Source organism: Streptomyces sp. NPDC032940 (assembly GCF_040636935.1).
Classification (GTDB): Bacteria; Actinomycetota; Actinomycetes; order Streptomycetales; family Streptomycetaceae; genus Streptomyces.
Window position 1 is genome coordinate 292,010 of sequence record NZ_JBEZVJ010000002.1, and the last position, 24,297, is coordinate 316,306.

The 24,297-nt window shown below is 73.2% G+C and carries 22 protein-coding genes; 16 read left to right on the plus strand and 6 right to left on the minus strand.

What is annotated here, in order from left to right; translation table 11 throughout:
* The first annotated feature begins 49 nt into the window (after positions 1-49).
* The 4 genes from AB0E77_RS03945 to AB0E77_RS03960 all read left to right on the plus strand — a co-directional run bounded on the left by AB0E77_RS03945 (position 50) and on the right by AB0E77_RS03960 (position 5,185).
* A complete protein-coding gene (locus AB0E77_RS03945) occupies positions 50-1,399 on the plus strand; it encodes an NYN domain-containing protein (protein WP_361565104.1) in 1,350 nt (449 codons plus the stop codon).
* A gap of 273 nt (positions 1,400-1,672) precedes the next feature.
* On the plus strand, positions 1,673-2,713 hold the full coding sequence (locus AB0E77_RS03950) for an NlpC/P60 family protein (RefSeq protein ID WP_361565107.1): 1,041 nt from the start codon (positions 1,673-1,675) through the stop codon (positions 2,711-2,713).
* A 212-nt stretch (positions 2,714-2,925) separates the two neighbouring features.
* Positions 2,926-3,945 carry an NlpC/P60 family protein gene (locus AB0E77_RS03955; RefSeq protein WP_361565110.1) on the plus strand — a complete coding sequence of 340 codons (1,020 nt, stop codon included), beginning with the start codon at positions 2,926-2,928 and terminating at the stop codon, positions 3,943-3,945.
* Positions 3,946-3,994: 49 nt separating this feature from the next.
* Entirely contained in the window at positions 3,995-5,185 is a 1,191-nt protein-coding gene (locus AB0E77_RS03960; protein WP_361565113.1) for a hypothetical protein, read from the plus strand.
* 22 nt (positions 5,186-5,207) lie between these two features.
* On the opposite strand, the gene AB0E77_RS03965 is transcribed toward AB0E77_RS03960, so the two are convergent.
* A complete protein-coding gene (locus AB0E77_RS03965; protein WP_361565606.1) occupies positions 5,208-6,407 on the minus strand; it encodes a glycosyltransferase family 87 protein in 1,200 nt (399 codons plus the stop codon).
* 183 nt (positions 6,408-6,590) lie between these two features.
* Between AB0E77_RS03965 and AB0E77_RS03970 the strand changes: the two genes are divergently transcribed.
* Positions 6,591-7,733, plus strand: coding sequence for a glycosyltransferase family 4 protein (locus AB0E77_RS03970; RefSeq protein WP_361565116.1), 1,143 nt, complete (start codon positions 6,591-6,593; stop codon positions 7,731-7,733).
* Between the two features lie 122 nt (positions 7,734-7,855).
* Here AB0E77_RS03970 and AB0E77_RS03975 read toward each other — a convergent pair whose 3' ends face one another.
* Positions 7,856-9,652: an AMP-dependent synthetase/ligase gene (locus tag AB0E77_RS03975; RefSeq protein ID WP_361565119.1), complete on the minus strand. Its 1,797-nt coding sequence runs from the start codon at positions 9,650-9,652 to the stop codon at positions 7,856-7,858.
* A gap of 308 nt (positions 9,653-9,960) precedes the next feature.
* Here AB0E77_RS03975 and AB0E77_RS03980 point away from each other — a divergent pair, with 308 nt between their 5' ends.
* The 6 genes from AB0E77_RS03980 (at position 9,961) to AB0E77_RS04005 (ending at position 15,093) form a co-directional block, all read left to right on the plus strand.
* Positions 9,961-10,758, plus strand: coding sequence for a metallophosphoesterase (locus AB0E77_RS03980; protein ID WP_361565122.1), 798 nt, complete (start codon positions 9,961-9,963; stop codon positions 10,756-10,758).
* A gap of 141 nt (positions 10,759-10,899) precedes the next feature.
* Positions 10,900-11,340 (plus strand): SRPBCC family protein, encoded by a 441-nt coding sequence (locus AB0E77_RS03985; protein ID WP_361565125.1) that lies wholly within the window; start codon positions 10,900-10,902, stop codon positions 11,338-11,340.
* Between the two features lie 71 nt (positions 11,341-11,411).
* Complete coding sequence (locus AB0E77_RS03990; RefSeq protein ID WP_361565128.1) at positions 11,412-12,584, plus strand: ArsA-related P-loop ATPase; 1,173 nt, start codon at positions 11,412-11,414, stop codon at positions 12,582-12,584.
* Positions 12,585-12,641: 57 nt separating this feature from the next.
* Positions 12,642-13,202: a DUF5304 domain-containing protein gene (locus AB0E77_RS03995; RefSeq protein WP_361565131.1), complete on the plus strand. Its 561-nt coding sequence runs from the start codon at positions 12,642-12,644 to the stop codon at positions 13,200-13,202.
* A 54-nt stretch (positions 13,203-13,256) separates the two neighbouring features.
* Complete coding sequence (locus AB0E77_RS04000) at positions 13,257-14,210, plus strand: ROK family glucokinase (protein ID WP_361565134.1); 954 nt, start codon at positions 13,257-13,259, stop codon at positions 14,208-14,210.
* A gap of 136 nt (positions 14,211-14,346) precedes the next feature.
* Positions 14,347-15,093 (plus strand): endonuclease/exonuclease/phosphatase family protein, encoded by a 747-nt coding sequence (locus AB0E77_RS04005; RefSeq protein WP_361565137.1) that lies wholly within the window; start codon positions 14,347-14,349, stop codon positions 15,091-15,093.
* Between the two features lie 34 nt (positions 15,094-15,127).
* Here the strand turns inward: AB0E77_RS04005 and AB0E77_RS04010 are convergent, their stop codons facing one another.
* Both AB0E77_RS04010 and AB0E77_RS04015 read right to left on the minus strand, forming a co-directional pair.
* Positions 15,128-15,790, minus strand: a complete 663-nt coding sequence (locus AB0E77_RS04010) for a hypothetical protein (protein ID WP_361565140.1) — start codon at positions 15,788-15,790, stop codon at positions 15,128-15,130.
* The gene (locus tag AB0E77_RS04015; protein WP_361565143.1) at positions 15,783-16,571 is read right to left on the minus strand and encodes an alpha/beta fold hydrolase; all 789 of its coding nucleotides are present in this window, start codon (positions 16,569-16,571) and stop codon (positions 15,783-15,785) included. Before AB0E77_RS04015 ends, AB0E77_RS04010 begins: the two co-directional genes overlap by 8 nt.
* 193 nt (positions 16,572-16,764) lie before the next feature.
* On the opposite strand from AB0E77_RS04015, the gene AB0E77_RS04020 reads away from it, so the two are divergent.
* The 4 genes from AB0E77_RS04020 to AB0E77_RS04035 all read left to right on the plus strand — a co-directional run bounded on the left by AB0E77_RS04020 (position 16,765) and on the right by AB0E77_RS04035 (position 20,597).
* Entirely contained in the window at positions 16,765-17,559 is a 795-nt protein-coding gene (locus AB0E77_RS04020; protein ID WP_361565609.1) for a lysophospholipid acyltransferase family protein, read from the plus strand.
* 26 nt (positions 17,560-17,585) lie between these two features.
* Positions 17,586-18,836 carry a DUF5931 domain-containing protein gene (locus tag AB0E77_RS04025; RefSeq protein WP_361565146.1) on the plus strand — a complete coding sequence of 417 codons (1,251 nt, stop codon included), beginning with the start codon at positions 17,586-17,588 and terminating at the stop codon, positions 18,834-18,836.
* Entirely contained in the window at positions 18,833-19,510 is a 678-nt protein-coding gene (locus AB0E77_RS04030; RefSeq protein ID WP_361565149.1) for a response regulator transcription factor, read from the plus strand. Before AB0E77_RS04025 ends, AB0E77_RS04030 begins: the two co-directional genes overlap by 4 nt.
* Before the next feature lie 91 nt (positions 19,511-19,601).
* Positions 19,602-20,597: a 2-hydroxyacid dehydrogenase gene (locus tag AB0E77_RS04035; RefSeq protein ID WP_361565152.1), complete on the plus strand. Its 996-nt coding sequence runs from the start codon at positions 19,602-19,604 to the stop codon at positions 20,595-20,597.
* Here the strand turns inward: AB0E77_RS04035 and AB0E77_RS04040 are convergent.
* Together AB0E77_RS04040 and AB0E77_RS04045 are read right to left on the minus strand one after the other, a co-directional pair.
* The gene (locus AB0E77_RS04040) at positions 20,549-22,492 is read right to left on the minus strand and encodes an anthranilate synthase family protein (RefSeq protein WP_361565155.1); all 1,944 of its coding nucleotides are present in this window, start codon (positions 22,490-22,492) and stop codon (positions 20,549-20,551) included. The genes AB0E77_RS04035 and AB0E77_RS04040 overlap by 49 nt on opposite strands.
* 105 nt (positions 22,493-22,597) lie before the next feature.
* Complete coding sequence (locus tag AB0E77_RS04045; protein WP_225634270.1) at positions 22,598-22,654, minus strand: trp operon leader peptide; 57 nt, start codon at positions 22,652-22,654, stop codon at positions 22,598-22,600.
* 228 nt (positions 22,655-22,882) lie between these two features.
* On the opposite strand from AB0E77_RS04045, the gene AB0E77_RS04050 reads away from it, so the two are divergent.
* On the plus strand, positions 22,883-24,238 hold the full coding sequence (locus AB0E77_RS04050; RefSeq protein ID WP_361565158.1) for a class II 3-deoxy-7-phosphoheptulonate synthase: 1,356 nt from the start codon (positions 22,883-22,885) through the stop codon (positions 24,236-24,238).
* The last annotated feature ends 59 nt before the right edge of the window (positions 24,239-24,297 follow it).

Here is a 24,297-nt window from a genome sequence, read left to right on the forward strand (position 1 = left end):
GCCGGGACCGCACAGGCATGCGCAGGCAGCAGAGGCATTGGGGTGACGGATGGTGGAGACACACGGCGGGGGGCCGGGCGACGGCGCCGCTGAGGTGCTCGACCGCCCGCTGCCCGACGGGGTGCGCCGCAGGGTCGTGCAGATCGTGTCCGACGGCTTCGGCGGGCTCACCCTCGGCGAACTGCCCGCACAGCTGAGACAGTACGCCCGCTTCGCCCCCAACCGCCGGACCAAGTTCGCCGGCAACGCCATGGCGGCGGCCGTGGAGACCGACCCGCTGTTCCGGCAGCGGATCGGCGAGAAGTTCAGAGAGGCCCAGCCGGAACTGGCCGGCGCCCTCGACTCCGGCTCCCCGCCACCGGCCGCGGACCCCCTCGACGTGGCGGCCGCGGCCTATGTGCTGCGCCCGCACGGCTGGGTGAAGCTGGTGACCGCCGCCGGCGAGGAGGCCCAGCGCGCGGACGCCGAGCGCGCCGACGAGGAGAGCCGCGCGGAGCTGGAGCGGCTGCAGGAGGAGCTGGCCCGGGCCCGGGAGCTCACCAGGGCCGAGACGGAGCGGCTGCGCGCCGAGCTGGACGCGGCGAAGAAGGAGGCCGAGTCGCTGCACCGCAAGCTGCGCTCCGCCCTCAGCGACGTCAAACGCGGCGAGGCGGCCCTGCGCAAGGTCCGCGACGAGATAGACACCGTCCGCACCGAGGCGCACGCCCAGGTCTCCGCCGCCGAGAGCGAGAGCCGGCGGCTCAAGGCGCGGCTCGGCGAGACGGAGGCCGCGCTCGAGGCCAGCCGCAGGGCGGCCCGCGAGGGGCGCAGCGTCGAGGACATGCGCGTACGGCTGCTCCTCGACACGCTGCTGGACGCCACGCAGGGGCTGCGCCGGGAGCTCGCGCTGCCCCCGGTGTCGGTGCGGCCCGCGGAGACGGTGGACGCCGTCGAGCCCGGCCGGATGACCCCCAAGGACATCGCCGCCCGCGCCCTGTCCGAGCACGACCCCGCCATCCTCGACCAGTTGCTCGCCCTGCCCCAGGCGCATCTGGTCGTCGACGGCTACAACGTCACCAAGACCGGCTATCCGCAGATGCCGTTGGAGAAGCAGCGGCTGCGGCTGCTCGGTCAGCTCTCCCAGCTCGCCGCGCAGACCGGTGCCGAGACGACCTGCGTCTTCGACGGGGCCGAACTGGCGGCGCCGGTGCTGCTCGCGCCGCCGCGCGGGGTGCGGGTGCTGTTCTCCAAGCCCGGCGTCACCGCCGACGAGCTGATCCGCCAGCTCGTGCGGGCCGAGCCCCCGGGACGGCCCGTCATCGTCGTCTCCACCGACCGCGAGGTCGCCGACGGGGTGGCGAAGGCGGGGGCCCGTCCGGTGGCCTCGGTGGTCCTCCTCAAGCGGTTCTCGCACGGCTGAGCCGGCCCCGAGTGCCAGGTCCCGGCCCCGGGGCGGTATGTCCCCGGAGCGCCGTCCGTCCCATGCGCAACGTACGGTCCGCTTGCCCGAATTGAGGGCCCCTCGGGGCGACGCGCTGTCAAGGGCGCCTCACCGCACGTGAGTTCACGGCAAAATATGCCTCACAGGTCTCACTATTTTCACCTCAGGATTTGAACTCATCACGACTTGGTCACTAGGGTCTGCCTTCGAACCCGCGCTCGGGTGATCCCCCTCAAGAAGGAGCTCGACTCCGTGGCGTCCCACCGTCGTCCCAAGCAGCCGAGCCGCACGCGTGTGACCGTGCTCACCACCGCAGCGGCAGCCGCAGTCGCTCTCAGCTCGCAGGCGGCCAACGCCGCGCCGAGCGAGAAGCCGAGCAAGGACGAGGTCAAGGCCAAGGTCGACAAGCTCTACGAAGAGGCGGAGCAGGCCACCGAGAAGTACAACGGGGCCAAGGAGAAGCAGGAGAAGCTCCAGAAGGAGATCTCCACCATCCAGGACAACGTCGCCCGCGGCCAGGAGGAGCTCAACGAGCTGCGCGACGGCCTCGGTTCGATGGCCAGCGCCCAGTACCGCTCCGGTGGCATCGACCCCTCCCTCCAGCTCTTCCTCTCCGCCGACCCGGACGACTACCTGGACAAGGCCTCCACGCTCGACCAGCTCAGCGGTCAGCAGGTCGAGGCGCTCAAGAAGATCCAGGAGAAGCAGCGCGACCTCGCCCAGCAGCGTGCCGAGGCCTCCAAGAAGCTCAAGGACCTCTCGGCCACCCGCACCGAACTGGGCAAGAAGAAGAAGGAGGTCCAGGGCAAGCTCTCCTCGGCCCAGAAGCTCCTCAACACGCTCACCGCCGCCGAGAAGGCCGCCCTCGACGCCGAGCAGGACCGCGCCAACCGCACCAGCGAGCGCCAGGCCCTCTCCGGCTCCACCGCCTCCGCCTCCGGTCGCGCCGGCGCCGCGTTCTCCGCCGCCCAGAGCAAGATCGGCACCCCGTACGTCTACGGCGCCACCGGCCCGTCCTCCTTCGACTGCTCGGGCCTGACCTCCTGGGCCTACGCCCAGGCCGGCGTCGGCATACCCCGCACCTCCGAGGCCCAGGCCAACTACGGCACGCGCATCTCCTCGATGAGCGACCTCCAGGTCGGCGACCTCGTCTTCTTCTTCAACGACCTGCACCACGTGGGTCTGTACGCCGGCAACGGCCAGGTCCTGCACGCGCCGCGCACCGGCACCGTCGTCCGCTACGAGTCGATGGACACCATCGGCGGCCCCTTCATGTGGGGCGTGCGCGTCTGATCCCGCTTCCGGGAAGATCGGGGAACGACCCGCTCGTGCCGCCCGTTCGGGCGAATCACGGCACGGGCTTCTGACCCTCCGCCCCGCCGGTGACCTGCGTCAGCGGCGGGGCGTCGCGTTGCGCACCCTCCCGAGGTCGTTGGTCGCCGCCCCGCCGCGGGGTTACTGTCTGCCGCGTTTCCCGTCCGTCAGCGGAAGGAGTGCGGCTTCCCGTGGGGTCCCATCGCCGCCTTGCACCGACCGGGTTCGATCGCGGCGCCACCGCCGCCGTCGGCCTTCTCTCCGTCGCCACCGCCGTCCTGGGCGCCGTACCGGCGGCCGTGGCCGCGCCGCACGACGACACCCGTGCCGAGGTGGACCGCCTCCACACCGAGGCGGAGCGGGCGACCGAGGCCTACAACAAGGCCGACGAGCGCACCGACGCCCTGCGCGAGCAGGTCGACGCCGCCCAGGACGAGATCGCCCGCAAACAGCAGCGGATCAACACCATGCGGGACGGGCTCGGCTCGCTGGCCGGGGCCCAGTACCGCTCGGGCGGCGTCGACCCGTCGCTCGTGCTGCTGCTCTCCGCCGACCCGGACGACTATCTGGACCGGGCCTCCGTGCTCGACCGGATCACCACTCACCAGGCCGGTGAACTCCGGGAGCTGCGCGGCGCCCTGCGCGAGCTCGCCCAGGACCGCGCCGAGGCCGCGCGGAGGCTCGGCGAGCTGGAGAAGGGCCGCAAGGCCGTCGCCGCCCACAAGAAGACCGTCGAACGCAAGCTCGCCGAGGCCCGGCGGCTGCTCGCCGGGCTCCCGGCCGGCGAACGCGACGCCTACGGCCGTACCTCCCGCTCCGGCCGCCCCGGCCTGACCGCCCTCGACGGCGCCGCACCCGCTGCCTCCGGCCGGGCCGCGGCCGCCTTCGCCGCCGCCCGCTCCGCGCTCGGCAAGCCCTACATCTGGGGCGCCAACGGCCCCTCCGGCTTCGACTGCTCGGGCCTGACCCAGTGGGCCTACGCGCAGGCGGGCGTCGGGCTGCCGCGCACCTCGCAGGAGCAGCGGTACGCGGGCCGGCGGATCCCGCTCTCCGAGGCGCGGCCCGGCGACCTGGTCGCCTACCGGGACGACGCCAGCCACATCGGCATGTACGCCGGCAACGGCCAGGTGATCCACGCCCCCCACCCCGGCGCCCCGGTGCGCTACGACCCGGTCGGTATGATGCCGGTCTCCTCGGTGACCAGGGTCTGACCCGCGCGAACCCGGGCCGTCGCGGCCCGGCGCCCGTACGATCGGAGAGGTGGCTGGTCGAAGGCGGGTGTCGGGTTCCTCGGTGGTGGCGCTGTGCCTGCTGCTGGTCTCCCTTGTGGCCTGCGGCGGCCGGACCGCGGCCGACCCCGTCCGGGCCGAGGTGCAGCGGATCCTGGACCGGCGCGCGGCGGCCGTCCTCGCCCACGACCGCACCGCCTGGGACCGCACCGGCACCGGAACCGCCTTCGGCAACCTGAGCGCCGTCCCGCTCGCCGCCTGGTCGTACCGCGTGACCGGCCTGCACCGCACCGGCACCACCGCCACCGCCGACGTCGACCTCAGCTACCGCGTCGACGGCTACGACCGGGGCGCCGTCACGACCGCCCGCACCGTGCGGCTGAGCCGGGAGCAGGACGGAGACTGGTCCGTCGAATCCGACCGGCCCGCGCAGCGGTCCGGCCAGCAGCCCTGGGACCAGGGCCCGGTGCGGGTGGTGCGGGGCACGCACAGCCTCGTCCTCGGCGTCGGACGGTCCACCGAGGCGCTGCGCGGCTACGCGGAGCTGGCCGACCAGGCCGTACCGGCCGTGTCCGACGCCTGGGACGGCGACTGGGCGCGCCGGATCGTCGTCGTGGTGCCCGAATCCCTGGAGGGGATGGCGGGACTGCTGGGCTCGCCCGCCTCCTCCTACCGGGGCATCGCCGCGGTCACCACCGGCGAGACGGGCGGCCGGGAGCACGCGCCCGCCGACCGCGTCATCGTCAACCCCGACGCGTACGGGCTGCTCGGCGCCCTCGGCAAACAGGTCGTGCTCACCCACGAGACCACCCACGTCGCCACCCGCGCCCACACCACCGCCGCCACGCCCCTGTGGCTGTCCGAGGGCTACGCCGACTGGGTCGGCTACCGCACCGACGGCCGCGCGCCCACCGAGGCCGCCGCCGAACTGACCCGCGCGGTCTCCGAGGGCCGCGTGCCCGCAGCACTGCCCACGGACGAGGACTTCGGCTTCACCGGCGAGGCGGACGAACTCGCCCGGGCCTACGAGGGCGGCTGGCTGGCCTGCCGGATGATCGCCGACCGGTGGGGCGAGGACCGGCTGGACGCCTTCTACCGTGCCGTGGGTGCCCACGACGGGCGCGCCGGCGCGGTCGAGGACGCGCTGCGGGACGTGCTCGGGACGACCGAGGAGGCGTTCACGGCGCGGTGGCGGACGTACCTGCGCGAGCAGCTCGGCTGAGCGACGTGGGGCCGCCGGGCGGTCAGTGCGGGACCGGTGCCTCGTCGGCGCGGGCCGGGCGCGGCGGCAGGGGCGCGCCGCCCCGGCTCGGCACCGTGTCGCGCCACAGGGCACGGGCCGCGACCAGCGCGGCGGCCACCAGCAGGCCGTTGCGGACGAACAGCAGCGTCGTGCCGAGCGTGTCGCTGGCCACCACGTGCCCGAACCAGAGCGGGAACTCCAGCACCGTCACCAGGGTCGCGGTCAGCACCAGCGCCACCGGCACCCGCATCCGGCTGGCGCGGAAGCACCCGCACACCGCCCCGACGCCCACCAGCCACACCATGTACTGGGGGCTGATCACCCGGCTGGTGACCGTGAACACCAGGACCGCCACGAAGGCCGCGTCCGCCGCCGTGTGCGCCTCGAACCGGGACGCCGCCACCCGCCACAGCAGCAGCCAGCCGAACGCCATCCCGGTCAGCGCCAGCGCGGCCGCGCTCACCGTCTCCACGTGCGGGCCGAGGAACTCCACGGAGCCGTAGTTGAGCAGGACCTGCCCGTCCCAGCCGTGGTGCCGGGCGACGTGGAAGACCAGCGAGCCAAGCGACTCCACCTCGGTGCCCCGGTCGCGCTGGAACGTCAGGAAGGCGAACGCCCCCGGCATCGCCAGCGCGAACACCGCCGCCAGCCCGGCACCGGTCAGCACCGCGGCGACCCACGCCGCGCGCCGGCGGATCCCCAGGAGGACCAGCACCGGCCACACCTTCAGCATCGCCCCGATCGCCGCCAGCACCCCCGCCGCCCGCGGATGCCGGCCCGCGGCGAGCAGCGCGGCCACGGCGACGGCGGTGACCATCACGTCGTAGCGGGCGTACACCGTCGGCCCGAGCAGCGGCACCCCCACCACCCACACCCAGGGCCCGAGCGCCGTCCTGTCGGTGCCGCCGGCCCCGTACCGCAGCAGGCCGAGGACGACCGCGTCGGCCGCGCAGGCCAGGACGAAGAAGGCCGTCGGGTAGTCGAGGAAGGGCAGCAGACCCGGCGAGAGGATCGGCAGGGCCGCGGCGGGCGGGTACTGCCAGGTCACGTCGTCGGACGGAAACGTTCCGGCGGACAGGACGTCGTACCAGCCCCGGTAGATGACCGACACGTCGCTGGTCACGTCCGGGCCCGGGAAGATCCACACCTTGAGCACGAACAGCAGCAGCATCAGCCGCGTCACGGTCCAGACGGCGAGCATCCCGGCCGTCGGCAGCCAGGCGGGGAACCGCCCCGTGTCGGTCTTCTCCACGTCACTCCGCCCGTTCCGCGCCCGTCCGCGCCCGTCCTGCCCGTCGGGCCATGATGTCCCGAACACCTGTATGCGTGCCACCGGCACGGCCGGACCCCGCCCCGGGCGGCCGGTTCGGTAGGGTCGGCGGCGATGCGCAAGACCCTGATCGTCACGAACGACTTCCCGCCCCGCCCGGGCGGCATCCAGGCCTTCCTGCACAACATGGCGCTGCGCCTGGACCCCGAGCGCCTGGTCGTCTACGCCTCCACCTGGAAGCGCAGCCGGGAGGGTGTCGAGGCCACCGCCGCCTTCGACGCCGAGCAGCCCTTCACCGTCGTACGCGACCGTACGACGATGCTGCTGCCGACGCCGGGAGCGACCCGTCGGGCGGCCGGGCTGCTGCGCGAACACGGCTGCACCTCGGTGTGGTTCGGGGCGGCGGCGCCCCTCGGCCTGATGGCGCCCGCGCTCCGCAGGGCCGGCGCCGAGCGGATCGTCGCCACCACCCACGGACACGAGGCCGGCTGGGCCCAGCTGCCCGCCGCCCGGCAACTGCTGCGCCGGATCGGGGAGTCCACGGACACGATCACCTACCTCGGCGAGTACACGCGCTCCCGGATCGCGGGCGCGCTGACGCCCGAGGCCGCCGCGCGGATGGTGCAACTGCCGCCGGGCGTGGACGAGAAGACCTTTCACCCGGACAGCGGCGGCGACGAGGTCCGCGCCCGCCTCGGCCTGACCGACCGCCCGGTCGTGGTGTGCGTCTCCCGGCTGGTCCCGCGCAAGGGCCAGGACACCCTGATCCGCGCGATGCCGCGCATCCTCGCCGCCGAGCCGGACGCCGTCCTGCTGATCGTCGGCGGCGGCCCCTACGAGAAGGAGCTGCGCCGCCTGGCCCAGGACACCGGCGTCGCCGCCGCCGTGCACTTCACCGGCGCCGTCCCCTGGTCCGAGCTGCCCGCGCACTACGGCGCCGGGGACGTCTTCGCCATGCCCTGCCGCACCCGGCGGGGCGGACTCGACGTGGAGGGGCTCGGCATCGTCTACCTGGAGGCCTCCGCGACCGGCCTGCCCGTCGTCGCCGGCGACTCCGGCGGCGCACCCGACGCGGTCCTCGACGGCGAGACCGGCTGGGTCGTCCGCGGCGGCGACCCGAACGAGTCCGCCGACCGCATCGTCACGCTTCTCGCCGACCCGCAACTGCGCCGCAGGATGGGGGACCGGGGCAGGGCGTGGGTCGAGGAGAAGTGGCGCTGGGACCTCCTGGCGGAGCACCTGAAAACGCTGCTGTAGGACAACGCCCCGAGGGGGCTGTGTGACATCGTGCGGCTCCGCCGCGCGGGCGCGACAGGTCACGGCGAACCCGCACCCGCCCGCGGCGACAAGGGGGCACCCCATGAGGCGCCCCCGCCCGACTACTTGGCGTAGATCGCCTCGATCTCGTCCGCGTAATCCTTCGCCACGACGTTCCGCTTCAGCTTCAACGACGGAGTCAAATGACCCGACTCCTCCGTGAACTGCGCCGACAGCACCCGGAACTTCCGCACCGACTCCGCCTTCGACACCGCCGCGTTGCCGTCGTCGACCGCCGACTGGATCGCCGCGAGCAGATCCGGGTCCTCCCGCAGTGAGGCCGCCGTCGAACCGGCCGGCTTGCCGTGGTCCGCGCACCAGCGGCCGAGGAACTCCTCGTCCACGGTGACCAACGCCCCCACGAACGGCCGCCCGTCGCCGACCACCATGCACTCCGCGACCAGCGCGTGCGCCCGGATGCGGTCCTCGATCACGGCCGGGGCGACGTTCTTGCCGCCGGCGGTGACGATGATCTCCTTCTTGCGGCCGGTGATCCGCAGGTACCCGTCCTCGTCCAGGGTGCCGATGTCCCCGGTGTGGAACCAGCCGTCGGCCAGCGCCTCCGCGGTCGCGCCCGGGTTGTTCCAGTACTCCTTGAACAGGTGCTCGCCGTGCAGCAGCACCTCGCCGTCGTCGGCGATGCGCACCACCGAGCCGGGCAGCGGCTGGCCGACCGTGCCGATCTTCTGCCGGTCCCAGGGGTTGAAGGCGGTGGCCGCGCAGGACTCGGTCAGGCCGTAGCCCTCCAGCACCGTGAAGCCGATGCCGCGGAAGAAGTGGCCGAGCCGCTCGCCGAGCGGGGCGCCGCCGGAGATGGCGTACTCGCCGCGCCCGCCGAGGACCGTGCGGAGCTTGCTGAAGACGAGCTTGTCGAAGACCTTGTGCTTGATCCTCAGACCGACGGACGGGCCCGACGGGCTGTCCAGCGCCTTGCTGTACGCGATCGCCGTGTCGGCGGCCTTGTCGAAGATCTTGCCCTTGCCGTCCGCCTGCGCCTTGGCACGCGCCGAGTTGTAGACCTTCTCGAAGACGCGCGGCACACCGAGGATCAGCGTCGGCCGGAACGCGGCCAGTTCGTCGGTGAGGTTCTTGATGTCCGGTACGCAGCCCAGCTTGATCGGCGCGATCATCGGCGCGATCTGCACGAGGCGGCCGAAGACGTGGGCGAGCGGCAGGAACAGCAGGACGGAGCACTCGCCGGTGCGGAACAGCGGGCGCAGCCGCTCGACGACGTTGCCGCACTCGGCGAAGAAGCTGCGGTGGGTGAGCACACAGCCCTTGGGCCGGCCGGTCGTGCCCGAGGTGTAGACGATGGTCGCCGGGTCGTCGGCCTTCGCGATCGAGCTGCGCTCCTCGACCGCCTCGTCCGTGACGTCCCCGCCGAGGCGCCCCAGCTCCTCCACGCCCCCGGCGTCGATCTGCCAGACGTTCTTGAGGGCGGGCAGCTGCTCGCGGACCGACTCCACGGCGGCGGAGTGCGCGGCCGACTCCACGACGCACGCCGTGGCGCCCGAGTCGCCGAGGATCCACTGCACCTGCTCCGGCGAACTGGTCTCGTACACCGGCACGGTGATCGCGCCCGCGCTCCAGATCGCGAAGTCCAGCAGGGTCCACTCGTAGCGCGTGCGGGACATCAGACCGACCCGGTCGCCCGGCTGGACACCGGAGGCGATGAGGCCCTTGGCGGCGGCGTGCACCTCGGCGAGGAAGGCACGGGCGTCCACGTCCTGCCAGGCGCCTCCCACCTTGCGGGCGATGACGGCGACGTCCGGGTGCTGCGCGGCGTTTCTGCGGACGATGTCGGTGAGATTTCCGTCCGCAGGGACCTCGTACAAGGCCGGAAGGCTGAACTCGCGCAAGACTGCTGCTCCTCATAGGGCGCCGGCGCCACGACGTTGTGTGATGCGACGGTGCGGTCCAAGGGTCGGGCTAGTGCTCGGACGGAACATGTGGAAGGCACATGTTGAAATCCTGAGCACCACTGGACTGCCCGGACGTTACCCGCCGGTATGGCGTCTCCGACAGGGGGTCCCCGCGAGATGTTCGCTGCGTCACACGGATGGGGTTTCCTTGGCGCAGAGTAGTCGACGCCTTGACCGACCAGCCAGTAACCGCAGGTCCGGCCGCCACTGTTCACGCGTGCCCCACACACTTACGCTTGATCGTCATGGCACCCACACCGGCCCGTAACACGACGACGCGCGTCCACGTGGTGAGCGACGTGCACGGCAACGCACGCGACCTGGCCAGGGCGGGGGACGGCGCCGACGCCCTGATCTGCCTGGGGGACCTCGTCCTCTTCCTCGACTACGCCGACCACTCGCGCGGCATCTTCCCCGACCTGTTCGGCAAGGCCAACGCCGACCGCATCGTCGAGCTGCGCACCGCCCGCCGCTTCGCCGAGGCGCGGGAGCTGGGCGCCCGGCTGTGGGCGGGCGTCGGCGAGGACCGGGCGGCACTGATCGAGCGGGCGGTGCGAGGACAGTACGCCGAGATGTTCGCCGCCTTCCCCACCCCGACGTACGCCACCTACGGCAACGTCGACATGCCGCCCCTGTGGCGGGAGTACGCCGGACCGGGCACGACCGTGCTGGACGGGGAGCGCGTCGAGATCGGCGGCCGGGTCTTCGGCTTCGTCGGCGGCGGCCTGCGCACCCCGATGCGCACGCCGTACGAGATCGGCGACGAGGAGTACGCCGCGAAGATCGAGGCCGTCGGCGATGTCGACGTGCTGTGCACGCACATCCCGCCGGAGGTGCCGGAACTGGTCTACGACACGGTGGCGCGGCGCTTCGAGCGGGGCAGCCGCGCGCTGCTGGAAGCGATCCGGCGCACCCGGCCGCGCTACGCCCTGTTCGGCCACGTCCACCAGCCGCTGGTGCGGCGGATGCGGATCGGAGCGACCGAGTGCGTGAACGTGGGCCACTTCGCGTCGACCGGGAAGCCGTGGGCGCTGGAGTGGTGAGGCGGCACGGCCGGTCTGTCGCAGGCAGGTGGTGACATCCGCTTTGCCCGTGCGCGATAGCCTTCACGCGGCACACACGTGCGCGTTCCCGGCGCACGACGACACCCTCAGTACCGGCCCGCATCTGGAGGAGCCACGGCGATGGCGGAACACACCAGCTCGAGCATCACGATCGAGGCGGCACCGGCCGACGTCATGGAGGTGATCGCCGACTTCGCCCGCTACCCGGACTGGACCGGTGAGGTGAAGGAGGCGCAGGTCCTCGCGACCGACGCGCAGGGGCGTGCCGAGCAGGTCCGACTCGTCATGGACGCCGGGGCGATCAAGGACGACCAGACGCTGGCCTACACCTGGACCGGCGGGCACGAGGTATCCTGGACGCTGGTCAAGTCCCAGATGCTGCGCTCGCTCGACGGCTCCTACCTGCTCCGGCCGGCGGGCACGGGCACCGAGGTCACCTACCGGCTCACGGTCGACGTCAAGATCCCGATGCTCGGCATGATCAAGCGCAAGGCCGAGAAGGTCATCATCGACCGGGCGCTGGCGGGGCTGAAGAAGCGCGTGGAGTCCGCCCCGAAGTAACCGGCCCGGCAGGTCGGCACGGGCATCCGGCGTGGCCGTCCGGCGCGGGCGCGGCGGTAGCGTTCAGCCTCATGCGCACCATCCTGATCACGGGCCCCGGCGGCAGCGGCCGCACGACCGTCGCGGCCGCCACCGCGCTCGCCGCCGCCCGCGCCGGCACCCGCACCCTGCTGCTCGGCGCCGACCGCGACGACACCCTCGGCGCCGCGCTCGGGATGCGCACCGGCCCGGAACCGGCCCCCGTCGAACCCGGCCTCACGGTCCGGCGGCCCGACGCCGCCCAGGGATTCCGGGACGGCCTCGCCGCCCTCCAGGAGCGCGCCGCCTCCGCCCTCGACCTGCTCGGCGCCGCCCGCCTGGACGCCGAGGAGCTCACGCCCCTGCCCGGCGCCGAGGAACTCGCCCTGCTGCGCGCCGTGCGCGACGCCGCCCTCGCCGAGGCGCACGACCTCCTCGTCGTGGACCTCCCGCCCGCCCCGCGCGCCCTCGCCCTGCTCGCCCTCCCCGAGGAACTGCGCCGCTATCTGCGCCGCCTGCTCCCGCCCGAGCGGCAGGCCGCCCGCGCCCTGCGCCCCGTCCTCGGCCGTCTCGCGGGCGTCCCCATGCCCGCCGAGTCGCTGTACGAGGCCGCGGCCCGCTGGGACCTGGAACTGGCCGCCGCCGAGTCCGTCCTCGCCGACCGGCACACCGTCGTACGGCTCGTCGCCGAGCCGGGCCCCGCGGGTGCCGACGCCGTCCGCACCGCCCGCCTCGGCCTCGCCCTGCGCGGTCTGCGCACCGACCTGCTGGTCGCCAACCGCGTCCTGCCCGAGGACGCCCCCGCGGACAGCTGGCTCGCCGGCCCCCTCGCCCAGCAGCGCAAGGCGCTGGACGAGTGGCACGGCACGTACGACGTCCGGACCGTCGCCCACCTCGGACGCGACCCGCGCGGCACCGACGACCTGGCCGCCCTCGGTGCCCCGGGCGTCAACAAGGACGTCACCCCGGTGGAGTGGCCCGTCCTCGACCGGCTGGCCGACGACGGCGTCCTCGTCTGGCACATCCCGCTGCCCGGCGCCATACGCGACGACCTCGACCTCGTCCGGCGCGGCGACGAACTCGTCGTCACCACCGGCCCGTTCCGCCGGATCGTGCCGCTGCCCTCCGCGCTGCGCCGCTGCACCGTCGACGGCGCCGCCCTGCGGGAGGGCACCCTCGCCGTCCGGTTCGCGCCGGACCCCCGGCTGTGGCCGCGGGGACGCTGATCCCACGACGCCCGTTCGGGTAACGTCGGAAGGACGAACCGTAGTCAGGAGTCCGTCATGAGCGAAGAGCTCCCCCCGTCCGAGGCCGCTCGCCACGACGAGACCGACGCGGCCGGACCGGACGAACGGGCCGAGCGGGCTGGACGAGCCGAGCGGGCCGACCAGACGCGGGCGACCGACGACGACGCCTGGGCGACGGCGTGCGCCGAGGACCTGGAGGCCGAGAAGGCCCGCCGCCGCGCCGAGCACGGCCCGCAGCCGGGCTCGGCCGCCGAGGAACTGCGCCGCCTCGTGGAGACGGTCGCCGACAAGCTGTCCGGCCTCCAGTCCCCGCTGCTCGGACAGGTCGCCGGGCCGGCCGCCCAGCAGATGGTCCGCCAGGTCGTCCAGCAGGCCAAGGCCGCCGTCGAACCAGTCATCGAGCGCAATCCGGATGTTTTCGACCACCTCGCGGCGGCCGGCGGTGAACTCCTCGCCGCCTACCGCTCCGCGGTCCAGAACCAGGAGCGCCGCTGGACCACCGGGACGACCGGCGCGAGCGACCCCCGTGACCTGGACGGAAACGGCGACGACGGCGACGAGGGCCCCGGCCCCGGCCAACGCATCGACCTGGACTGAGGCCCCCTCGGGTACGGTTGGCCGTAGCGGGGCTCGACCGAAACTGAGGGATTCATGGGACTCACCATCGGCGTCGACATCGGCGGCACGAAGATCGCGGCCGGCGTGGTCGACGAGGAAGGCAACATCCTCTCGACCTTCAAGGTGCCGACCCCCACCACACCCGAGGCCATCGTGGACGCCATCGCCTCGGCGGTGGAGGGCGCGCGTGCGGGGCACGAGATCGTCGGCGTGGGCATCGGCGCCGCCGGATACGTCAACCGCCAGCGCTCCGAGGTCTACTTCGCGCCGAACATCCACTGGCGCAACGAGCCGCTCAAGGAGAAGGTCGAGGCCCGCGTAGGCCTCCCGGTCGTCGTGGAGAACGACGCCAACGCCGCGGCCTGGGGCGAGTACAAGTTCGGCGCGGGCAAGGGCCACCGCAACGTCATCTGCATCACCCTCGGCACCGGCCTCGGCGGCGGCATCATCATCGGCAACCAGCTCCGCCGCGGCCACTTCGGCGTCGCCGCCGAGTTCGGCCACATCCGCATGGTGCCGGACGGCCTGCTGTGCGGCTGCGGCTCGCAGGGCTGCTGGGAGCAGTACGCCTCCGGCCGCGCCCTCGTGCGCTACGCCAAGCAGCGCGCCAACGCCACCCCCGAGCGCGCCGAGGTGCTGCTCGCGCTCGGCGACGGCACCCCCGAGGGCATCGAGGGCAAGCACATCTCGGTCGCCGCCCGGCAGGGCTGCCCGGTCGCCGTCGACTCCTACCGAGAGCTGGCCCGCTGGGCCGGCGCCGGCCTCGCCGACCTGGCCTCGCTCTTCGACCCGTCCGCCTTCATCGTCGGCGGCGGTCTCTCCGACGAGGGCGACCTGGTCCTCGACCCGATCCGCAAGTCGTACAAGCGCTGGCTGGTCGGCGGCAACTGGCGCCCGGTCGCCGACGTGATCGCCGCCCAGCTCGGCAACAAGGCGGGCCTGGTGGGCGCGGCGGACCTGGCCCGCGAGCCCGACCCGATCATGTAAACGACGCTCGTTGCATGCCCTCGGGGGCGCGGGGCGGAGTCCATCCGGGCTCCGCCCCGCGGCGCGAGAAGCCACGCACGACCGGCACTCGCCCACGCTCCTCGCGCCCCGAGCCTTTGGGCGTACTGTGATCGACATGGAGCCGCTCCCCAACTCCCGCACCGAACCCGACGGTTCCGCCGTCATCCGGGTCCTCAGCTACAACATCCGCTCGATGCGCGACGACACCGACGCCCTCGCCCGCGTGATCGCCGCCTGCGCCCCCGACCTCGTCCTCCTCCAGGAGGCCCCCCGCTTCTTCCGCTGGCGCAAGAAGCTCGCCCGGCTCGCCGCCGCCTCCGGGCTGGTGATCCTCTCCGGGGGCGCCACGGCCGCCGGACCGGCCCTGCTGTGCTCCCTGCGGGCCACCGTCGAGCGCACCGAGGACGTCCTGCTCCCGCTCACCCCCGGCCTGCACCGCCGGGGCTTCGCCACCGCCGTGGTCCGCTTCGGCGGCGCCCGTCTCGGCGTCGTCAGCTGCCATCTGTCGCTGCAGAAGGACGAGCGGCTGACGCAGGCCGGCCTGCTCCTCGAGCGGATCGCCGCGATGGGCGTGGAGCACACGGTGGCGGGCGGCGACCTGAACGAACGCCCCGGCGGCCCCGTCTTCCGGCGGCTCGGCGACGGGCTGCGGGACTGCTGGACCGCCGCGCCCTGGGGCGGCGAGTACACCTCCACCGCCGCCGACCCGCATCAGCGCATCGACGCCGTCCTCACCACGCGGGGCGTCGAGGTGCTGGGCTGCGGCGTGCCGGCGGGGCTGCCCGGAGTGGCCGAGGACGACCTGAGGGCGGCCACGGACCATCTCCCGGTCCTCGCCGCCCTCCGCGTGCCCGCGGCCTGACGTCCGTCCGGTGCCCGGGCCGGTGCCGCCGGCCTCAGACCACCGCGCCGCGCCCCGGGTCGTCGTCGTCCTCGTCACCCGTGCGCATCCGCATGACCAGCGTGGCGAAACCGCCGAGGAAGCCGCCGATGCCGAGGGTCTTCAGCCACCAGGTCATGTCCCAGCCCAGCACCACCGCCAGCAGGAGCAGCACCGGGCCGCCGAGCACGCCCAGCCAGGCGAACTTCGCCGTGGTGTCGCCCTCCGGCAGCGGCGGCGGCTCGGGCGGCACGAAGTGCCCCTCGTCGTCCGCGCCGAGATCGTCCTCGGAGGGCTCGGCCAGGCTGTGGTCACGCGGTCCGACACCCGGGGCGAAGGCGACCGAGCTGCCCAGCGGGCGGGCCGAGGCCGGCTGCTCGGGCTCGGGTCCGTCGTCGTTCGTCTCCGGCTCCAGGAGGGCCAGGTCCTCCACCGACTTGAACGGCTTGGCGCCCGGCGGGTCCGGGGGCTCCTCCCCGTACCCGGCGACGATCGCCGCCCAGGCCGCGTCCTCGTCGAAGGGCACGCCCTGCTCCTCCGGCGCGCGCTCCTCCCCGGCGCCCCGGCCCTCGCGGTCCTCCCGCTCGACGTCCCGCTCGCGGTCCCGCTCCACGTTCCGCACCTCTTCCCGCTCTCCCCGCTCCTCCCGGTCCTCGCGGTCGGAGTCGTGCTCAGCCACCTGCGGTCGTCCCTTCCTCCGGCTCCTTGACGGAACCGGGCGCGAGCCGGGCGACGAACGCGGCGCTCTCCGCGAAGATCCGGTCCGCGTCGTGGTCCAACGTCGCCACGTGGTAGCTCTGTTCCAGCAGGACCTCCGTCACGTCCGTCGACGACACCCGGCCGAGGATGCGCGCCGAGTCGGCCGGCGGCACCACATGGTCCTGCGGGCTGCGCAGCAACAGCAGCGGCTGCGTGACCTGCGGCAGATCACCGTCGGCGAGGCGGAAGAACGTACGCAGCGAGTGGGCCGCGTGCAGCGGCACCCTGTCGTACCCCAGCTCCGTGCTCAGCGGCTTGGCGATGTCGCTGGCGATGCCCTTGGTCGCCGGGAGCAGATGACGCAGCACCGGCAGGGCGTGCTGGGCGACGCCGTGCATCCGGTTCGCCGGGTTGACGACCACGACGCCCGACACCGCGTCGCCGTGCTTCGCGGCGAGCCGCAGCGCCAGCGCCCCGCCCATCGACAGGCCCGCCACGAACACGCGCGCACACCGCTCCCGCAGCGCGCGCAGCTCGCGGTCCACCTCCGCGTACCAGTCCTGCCAGCCCGTGACCTGCATGTCCTCCCAGCGTGTGCCGTGCCCGGGCAGCAGCGGCAGCGCGACGGTCAGATCGCGTTCGGCGAGATACCGCGCCCAGGGGCGCAGCGACTGCGGGGATCCCGTGAAGCCGTGACAGAGGAGGACGCCGGCCTCCCCGCCCTCGTGGCGGAACGGCTCGGCTCCGGGCAGGACCGGCACGTCTCGGTCTCCTGTCGTCAGGGGGCCGGCACAGCCGGACCGTCGTGTGCGACTAACGCGTGTGCGGTACTTGCGGGTACTTCACCGTACGCGACCGCACTGACACCGACCAGGGCCGTCGGGGCCATTGCCGGTGCTCCGGGTTAAGGTCTGAGCCACGGACACGGGAGGCACTGGGTTGTTGTACGGCACGATGAAGGTCACCATCGGGGGCTCGCTGAAGCTCGCCTTCCGCCCCTGGGTGGAGGGCCTCGAGCACATCCCGGCCGACGGCCCCGCCATTCTGGCGAGCAACCACCTGTCGTTCTCCGACTCGTTCTTCCTGCCGGCCGTCCTCGACCGCAAGGTGACCTTCATCGCCAAGGCCGAGTACTTCAACACGCCCGGCGTGAAGGGCCGGCTGACCGCCGCGTTCTTCAAGGGCGTCGGCCAGCTCCCCGTGGACCGTTCCGGGGCGCGCGGCGCGGGCGAGGCCGCCATCAAGAGCGGCATAGAGGTCCTGGAGCGCGGCGAGCTGTTCGGCATCTACCCCGAGGGCACCCGGTCCCCGGACGGCCGGCTGTACCGGGGCAAGCCCGGCGGCCTCGCCCGCGTGGCGCTCGCCACCGGCGCCCCGGTCATCCCCGTCGCCATGATCGACACCGAGAAGATCCAGCCGCCCGGCAAGGTGATGCCGAAGCTGATGCGCCCCGGCATCCGCATCGGCGAGCCCCTCGACTTCACTCGTTACCAGGGCATGGAACACGACCGCTTCGTGCTGCGCGCGGTGACCGACGAGGTCATGTACGAGATCATGAAGCTCTCCGGCCAGGAGTACGTCGACATGTACGCGACCGCCATGAAGCGGCAGATCGCGGAGGCGGCGAAGGCCGAGAAGGAGGCGGGCAAGGCCGCGAAGGCCGCGCTCGCCCAGGCGGAGAAGGAACAGAACGCCAAGGAGAAGGCGGCCGAGCGCGACGGGGCCGCCGATCAGGGGACCGAGCCCTAGCCGGGCCCGGGCCGGGGGCGGGGGACATGGCCAGGCGCGAGAGAGTCATGAGGATGTCGGTCGAGCAGCCGCTGTGGCGCGCGCTCGCCGGATACCGCGTGCTCACCATGCTGTACGCGATCGGATTCTTCACCACCGCCTGGTCCGGCTTCGCCCGCCCCTGGCTCGCCGTCGCCTACTACGCCGTCCTCTTCGTCTGGACCCTCACCACCCTCCCCAAGGTCTCCGGCGCGGCGAGCTGCACCAAGCGCTTCCTCGCCGCCGACCTCACCGTCGCCCTCACCGGCATCCTGCTCACCCCGTTCGCCGACGCGCACGAACGGGTCATGGACGGCGGACCCACCCTGCCCTCGATATGGACCGCCGGCTCCGTCCTGGCCTTCGCCATCAAGGGCGGCTGGCGCTGGGCCGCCGTGGCCTCCACCCCCGTCGCCGTCGCCAACCTCGTCGAACGCGGCACCCCGGCCCGCGACACCGTCCACAACGTGATCCTCGTCTGGGTCGCCTCCCTCGCCATCGGCTACGTCGTCGAGGTCGCCCGCGCCTCCGAGCGCACCCTCGCCCGCGCGCTGGAGATCGAGGCGGCCACCAGGGAGCGGGAGCGGCTAGCCCGGGACATCCACGACAGCGTCCTCCAGGTCCTCGCGATGGTGCAGCGGCGCGGCGCCGTCATCGGCGGGGAGGCGGCCGAGCTGGGCCGCATGGCCGGCGAGCAGGAGGTCGCGCTGCGCACCCTGGTCTCCGGCGGACTGGTCCCCGTCTCCCGGGTGTCGGAGGACGCCGCCGAGGGAGCCTTCGTACGGGCCGTGGACGAACCGGACGAGGACGCCCCGGACGGCCCCGTCGACCTGCGTTCGCTGCTCGCCCCCTACGCCGGCGCCCGCGTGAACCTCGCCGAGCCCGGCGCCCCCGTGCCCCTGCCGGCGCTCGCGGCACGGGAACTCGCCGCCGCCGTGGGCGCCGCCCTGGACAACGTCCGCCGGCACGTCGGCGAGGACGCGCGCGCGTGGATCCTCGTCGAGGACGAGCCGGACGAGGTGATCGTCACCGTCCGCGACGAGGGACCCGGCATCCCCGCCGGACGGCTCGCCGAGGCCGAGGGCGAGGGCCGGCTCGGCGTCGCCCTCTCCATCCGCGGCCGGCTGCGCGACCTCGGCGGCACGGCCGAGCTGGTCTCGGTGCCCGGACAGGGCACGGAGGTCGAACTCAGGGCGCCGAAGGCGCCGAGCACATCCACGGACACCGGCGGCACCGCACGGGGGAAGGCAGACCGATGACCGAGAGACAGCAGCCCATCAAGGTCATGGTGGTCGACGACCACCCGATGTGGCGCGACGCCGTGGCCCGGGACCTCGCCGAGTCCGGCTTCGAGGTGGTCGCCACCGCGGGCGACGGCGACCAGGCGGTGCGCCGCGCCCGGGCCGCCGCGCCCGACGTCCTCGTGCTCGACCTCAACCTGCCCGGCAAGCCCGGCGTCCAGGTGTGCAAGGAGGTCGTCGGCACCGACCCGAAGCTTCGCGTCCTCGTGCTGTCCGCGAGCGGCGAGCACGCCGACGTGCTGGAGGCCGTGAAGTCCGGCGCGACCGGCTACCTGCTGAAGTCGGCCTCCACCGAGGAGCTCCAGGACGCGGTGCGCCGCACGGCCGCGGGCGACCCCGTCTTCACCCCGGGCCTGGCCGGACTGGTCCTCGGCGAGTACCGCCGCCTCGCCTCCGAACCGGCCCCCGCCCCGGAGACCGGCGAGCCCGGCGCACCCCGGCTCACCGACCGCGAGACCGAGGTGCTGCGCCTGGTCGCCAAGGGCCTGAGCTACAAGCAGATCGCCGAACGCCTCGTCATCTCCCACCGCACCGTGCAGAACCACGTCCAGAACACCCTCGGCAAACTCCAGCTGCACAACCGCGTCGAGCTCGTGCGGTACGCGATAGAACGCGGCCTCGACGACGAGTGACCCACGCGGTGGCCGGACCTCACCGGCCGACCGGCGGCCGCGGGCCCGGCGCCGTATATTCGGCCCGGAGCCCAGCGGAACGGGAGCGGTCATGGAGATCCTGGCCTTCGGCGTCCAGGCGGACGAGCAGCCCCTGATCGAGGCGGCCTTCCGCGGTCACCAGGACGTCCACTGTCTGGACGTCTTCCTCACAGAGGACACCGCTCCCATCGCGGCCGGCCACGAGATCGTCTCCACCTCCGTCAACGCAGACCTCGGGGCACCGGTCCTCGAGACCCTCGCGGCCGGCGGCACCCGGATGGTCGCCCAGCGCTCCACCGGCTTCAACAACGTCGACCTCGACGCCGCCGAGCGCCTCGGCCTGACCGTCGCCCGGGTCTCGTCCTACTCGCCGTACTCGGTCGCCGAGTTCGCCTGGACGCTCGCCATGGCCGTCAACCGCCGCATCGTGCGCGCCTCCACCCGCACCCGCGACTTCGACTTCCGCCTGCACGGCCTGATGGGCCGCGACCTGCACGGCCGCACCGCCGGCGTGCTCGGCACCGGCAAGATCGGCGAGGCCTTCGCCCGCATCGCCCACGGCTTCGGCATGCGGCTGCTCGGCTGGGACGTCGCCGAGAACCCGGCCTGCCTCGCCCTGGGCATGCGCTACGTCCCCAAGGACGAACTGCTCGCCGAGTCCGACCTGGTCAGCCTGCACGTCCCGCTGATGGCCGCCACCCAGCATCTGATCGACGCGAACGCCCTGAAGGCGATGAAGGACGACGCGATCCTGGTCAACTCCAGCCGCGGCGGCCTGATCGACACCACCGCCCTGGTCGGCGAGCTGCGCGCGGGCCGCTTCACCGGCGTCGGCCTGGACGTGTACGAGGCGGAGGCGGGCCTGTTCTTCCTCGACAAGTCCCTGGAGGCCATCGCCGACGACACCCTGGCCCGCCTCGTCACCTTCCCGAACGTCCTGGTCACCTCGCACCAGGCCTACTACACCGAGGACGCCGTCGGGCAGATCGTCGACGCCACGGTGCGCAATGTCCTCGACTACCGCGCCGGACGCCGCTCGGAGAACGTGCTCGTGCCGCGCAGCTGACCGGCCAGCTCCCGCACGATCGCCGCCCCGTTCAGCGTCAGCACCGACTCCGGGTGGAACTGCACGCCCGCGAACCCCGGCCCCCGCAGCGCGTGCACCTCGTGCGCGGCGCTGCGGCTCACCTCCACGCCGTGCGCGGCCAGTCCGGCGGCGGCCTCGTCGTCGCAGCGGGCGGTGAAGCTGTTGTAGAAGCCGACGGTCTCCCGCCGCCCGAACAGGTCGATCTCCGTCTGCGCCCCCTGGTAGGGCACCTCCTTGCGGACGATGTCCAGCCCCAGCTCGGCGGCGATCAGCTCGTGCCCCAGGCAGACCCCGAGGACGCCGTGCCGGTTGTCCCGCAGCACGTCGGCGGTCAGGGCGCGCAGGAAGCGCATCCTCGGGTCGGCCAGGTCGGACGGGTCACCGGGCCCCGGCCCCAGCACCACCGGCCCGTCGTGCCCGAGCGCCGCCTCGCGCAGCCCCGGCTCGTCGTACCGCCGCACGGTGACGGCGAGCCCGGCCGAGCGGAGCACGTGCGCGAGCATCGCGGTGAAGGTGTCCTCCGCGTCGACGACGAGGGCGTGCCCGGTGAGCGTGTCCGACGGGTCCTGCATCCGCAGCCAGAACGGCGCCAGCGAGGCCCGCCGCCCGTCCAGCGCCGCCCGCACCCGGGGGTCGTCGGCCAGCCCCGGCCGCCCGGCCTCCGCGCGCGGCCGGGCGGGGCGCACCCCCAGTGCCGCCAGCACACCGGCCGCCTTGGCGTGCGTCTCCGCCACCTCGCCCGCCGGGTCCGAGCCCCGCACCAGCGTGGCGCCGACCGGTACCCGCAGCCGCCCGTCGGCACCGATGTCGGCGGTACGGATGAGGATGGGGGAGTCGAGGGTCTGCGCACCGCCCGCGTCCCGGCCGAGCAGCGCCAGCGCACCCGCGTAGTAACCGCGTCCGCCGGCCTCGTGCCGCTCGATGACCCGGCAGGCGTTCTGCACCGGCGAGCCGGTGACCGTCGCCGCGAACATCGTCTCCCGCAGCACCTCCCGCACGTCCAGCGAGGACCGGCCGCGCAGCTCGTACTCGGTGTGCGCGAGGTGCGCCATCTCCTTCAGCCGGGGCCCGATCACGACACCGCCCATGTCGCCGACGGTGCACATCATCTTGAGCTCCTCGTCGACCACCATCGACAGCTCCTCGATCTCCTTGCCGTCGGCGAGGAAGTCCAGCAGGTGCTCGGGGGTCGGCCCCTCGGCGGGATAGCGGTACGTGCCGCTGATCGGGTTCATGACGACGGTGCCCGCCCGTCTCCCACCGCCACCCTCAACCGTGGGCGCCGCGCGCCCGCCCCTTCCACCGGACATCCGCACGTGCACCTCTGGGCTCGCCCCGACCAGCGTCCGGTCCCCGGTGTGCACCACGAACGTCCAGTACGCGCCCCGCTCGCCCTCGAGGAGCCGCCTGAACAGGGCCAGCGCGTCGGCGCGGCCGAAGCCGGGGATGCGCCCCTCGTACGTCCGCCGGATCACGAAGTTGGCGCCCTCGCCCCGCCCGATCTCCTCGTCCAGCACCCGGCCGACGATCCGCGCGTACTCCTCGTCGGGCACGTCGAAGCCGCCGCCCTCGACGCGGACGCCGTGCGCGGGCAGCTGCTCCAGGGTGTCGGCGAGCGGGATGCCGTACCGCTCCTCGGGGGCCAGCACCAGCAGCGGCGTGCCGTCGTCGCGCACGTCGAAGCCGCGCTCGCGGATCTGCCGGAAGGGCACCAGCGCCAGCCCCTCGTCGGGCAGCTCGGCGAGCCGGTCGTGTTCCGTCACCGGGCCGAGCAGCAGTTCCACGGTGTCGTGGTCATGTCCCGGGGTGCGGCGTCTGAGCAGGGCGAACGGGCGGTCGCCGGCGGTCAGGGTGCGCAGATCGAACTGTGACATGGGTCCGTGTCCTTCTCGTTGTCTGGCGAGAGGAACGGCCCTGCTCCGGAAAACACCGAAGGCCGCCTCTCGGGGCGGCCTTCGCGAAGTCTTGCGTACGCGCAGTCAGTGGGCCGCCGGAGGAGCGGTCCACCACCAGTTCTGGGTCGAGTGCGCGAACATGCCACGGACGCTACACCATGCAGGCGGTGTCCCGGAGCCCGTCGCGTCGTCGCTCCGGATGTGCTCCCCGCCCGTGCGGGGATGGCCCGTCAAGACACTGCTCCAGATGGGCGCTGGTCGCTCCCCGCACCCGCGGGGATATCGGGCGTACCCCGTCGACGGAGTACGCCCGTCTCACGGACTGGGCGTGGTGCTGGACGCCCTGACCGACCGCGTACTGTTGAGCGCGTGACCGTGAACGCTGATTCCCGAAGTGTCGCCGCTCAGGCGACGTGGCGAAGCCTGCCCGCGGCGCAGCAGCCCGAGTACCCGGATGCCGAGGCTCTGCGCGATGTGATCGCCGAGCTCGAGTCGTATCCGCCGCTCGTGTTCGCCGGAGAGTGCGACCAACTGCGCGCTCGCATGGCAGCGGTCGCCCGGGGTGAGGCCTTCCTGCTCCAGGGCGGGGACTGCGCCGAATCGTTCGACGCGGTGTCCGCCGAGCACATCAGGGCGAAGCTCAAGACCCTGCTCCAGATGGGCGCCGTGCTCACGTACGCCGCCTCCGTGCCCGTCGTGAAGGTCGGGCGGATCGCCGGGCAGTACTCCAAGCCGCGCTCCAAGCCGACCGAGACCCGCGACGGTGTCACCCTGCCGACCTACCGCGGCGACTCCGTCAACGGCTTCGACTTCACCGAAGAGGCCCGGATCCCGGACCCCGAGCGGCTCAAGCGCATGTACCACGCGTCGGCGTCCACGCTGAACCTGGTGCGCGCCTTCACCACCGGCGGCTACGCCGACCTGCGCCAGGTGCACGCCTGGAACCAGGACTTCGTGAAGTCGTCCCCCTCCGGCCAGCGCTACGAGCAGCTCGCCCGGGAGATCGACAACGCGCTGAACTTCATGCGGGCCTGCGGCACGGACCCGGCCGAGTTCCAGACGGTCGAGTTCTACTCGTCGCACGAGGCGCTGCTGCTCGACTACGAGTCGGCGCTCACCCGCGTCGACTCCCGCACCGGGCAGCTGTACGACGTCTCCGGGCACATGGTGTGGATCGGTGAGCGCACCCGGCAGCTGGACCACGCGCACATCGAGTTCGCCTCGAAGATCCGCAACCCGATCGGCATCAAGCTCGGCCCGACGACGACGGCCGAGGAGGCGCTGCAGTACATCGAGCGCCTGGACCCGGAGCGTGAGCCCGGCCGGCTGACCTTCATCGTCCGGATGGGCGCGGACAAGATCCGCGACAAGCTCCCGGAGCTGGTGGAGAAGGTCACCGCGTCCGGTGCCACCGTCGCCTGGATCACCGACCCGATGCACGGCAACACCTACGAGGCGGCCTCCGGTCACAAGACCCGCCGTTTCGACGACGTGCTCGACGAGGTCAAGGGCTTCTTCGAGGTCCACAAGTCGCTGGGCACCCACCCGGGCGGCATCCACGTGGAGCTGACCGGTGACGACGTCACCGAGTGCGTGGGCGGCGGCGACGAGATCTTCGTCGACGACCTGCACCAGCGCTACGAGACGGCCTGCGACCCCCGCCTCAACCGCAGCCAGTCGCTCGACCTGGCGTTCCTGGTGGCGGAGATGTACCGGGACCAGTGACGGCCGGCCCGCGGGCCGGGACGTGAAATGGGGCGCGGGTCACATGGGATCCGCGCCCC

Coding starts and splice junctions, on each gene's coding strand:
- AB0E77_RS03965 (WP_361565606.1), bottom strand. CDS start 6,407: ATGCTCGCCGTCTGGACCGTGACGCGGCTGATGCTGCTGCTGTTCGTG.
- AB0E77_RS04000 (WP_361565134.1), top strand. CDS start 13,257: ATGGGACTCACCATCGGCGTCGACATCGGCGGCACGAAGATCGCGGCC.
- AB0E77_RS04025 (WP_361565146.1), top strand. CDS start 17,586: ATGGCCAGGCGCGAGAGAGTCATGAGGATGTCGGTCGAGCAGCCGCTG.
- AB0E77_RS03945 (WP_361565104.1), top strand. CDS start 50: ATGGTGGAGACACACGGCGGGGGGCCGGGCGACGGCGCCGCTGAGGTG.
- AB0E77_RS03995 (WP_361565131.1), top strand. CDS start 12,642: ATGAGCGAAGAGCTCCCCCCGTCCGAGGCCGCTCGCCACGACGAGACC.
- AB0E77_RS03985 (WP_361565125.1), top strand. CDS start 10,900: ATGGCGGAACACACCAGCTCGAGCATCACGATCGAGGCGGCACCGGCC.
- AB0E77_RS03970 (WP_361565116.1), top strand. CDS start 6,591: ATGCGCAAGACCCTGATCGTCACGAACGACTTCCCGCCCCGCCCGGGC.
- AB0E77_RS04005 (WP_361565137.1), top strand. CDS start 14,347: ATGGAGCCGCTCCCCAACTCCCGCACCGAACCCGACGGTTCCGCCGTC.
- AB0E77_RS04030 (WP_361565149.1), top strand. CDS start 18,833: ATGACCGAGAGACAGCAGCCCATCAAGGTCATGGTGGTCGACGACCAC.
- AB0E77_RS04040 (WP_361565155.1), bottom strand. CDS start 22,492: ATGTCACAGTTCGATCTGCGCACCCTGACCGCCGGCGACCGCCCGTTC.
- AB0E77_RS03990 (WP_361565128.1), top strand. CDS start 11,412: ATGCGCACCATCCTGATCACGGGCCCCGGCGGCAGCGGCCGCACGACC.
- AB0E77_RS04020 (WP_361565609.1), top strand. CDS start 16,765: ATGAAGGTCACCATCGGGGGCTCGCTGAAGCTCGCCTTCCGCCCCTGG.
- AB0E77_RS04035 (WP_361565152.1), top strand. CDS start 19,602: ATGGAGATCCTGGCCTTCGGCGTCCAGGCGGACGAGCAGCCCCTGATC.
- AB0E77_RS03980 (WP_361565122.1), top strand. CDS start 9,961: ATGGCACCCACACCGGCCCGTAACACGACGACGCGCGTCCACGTGGTG.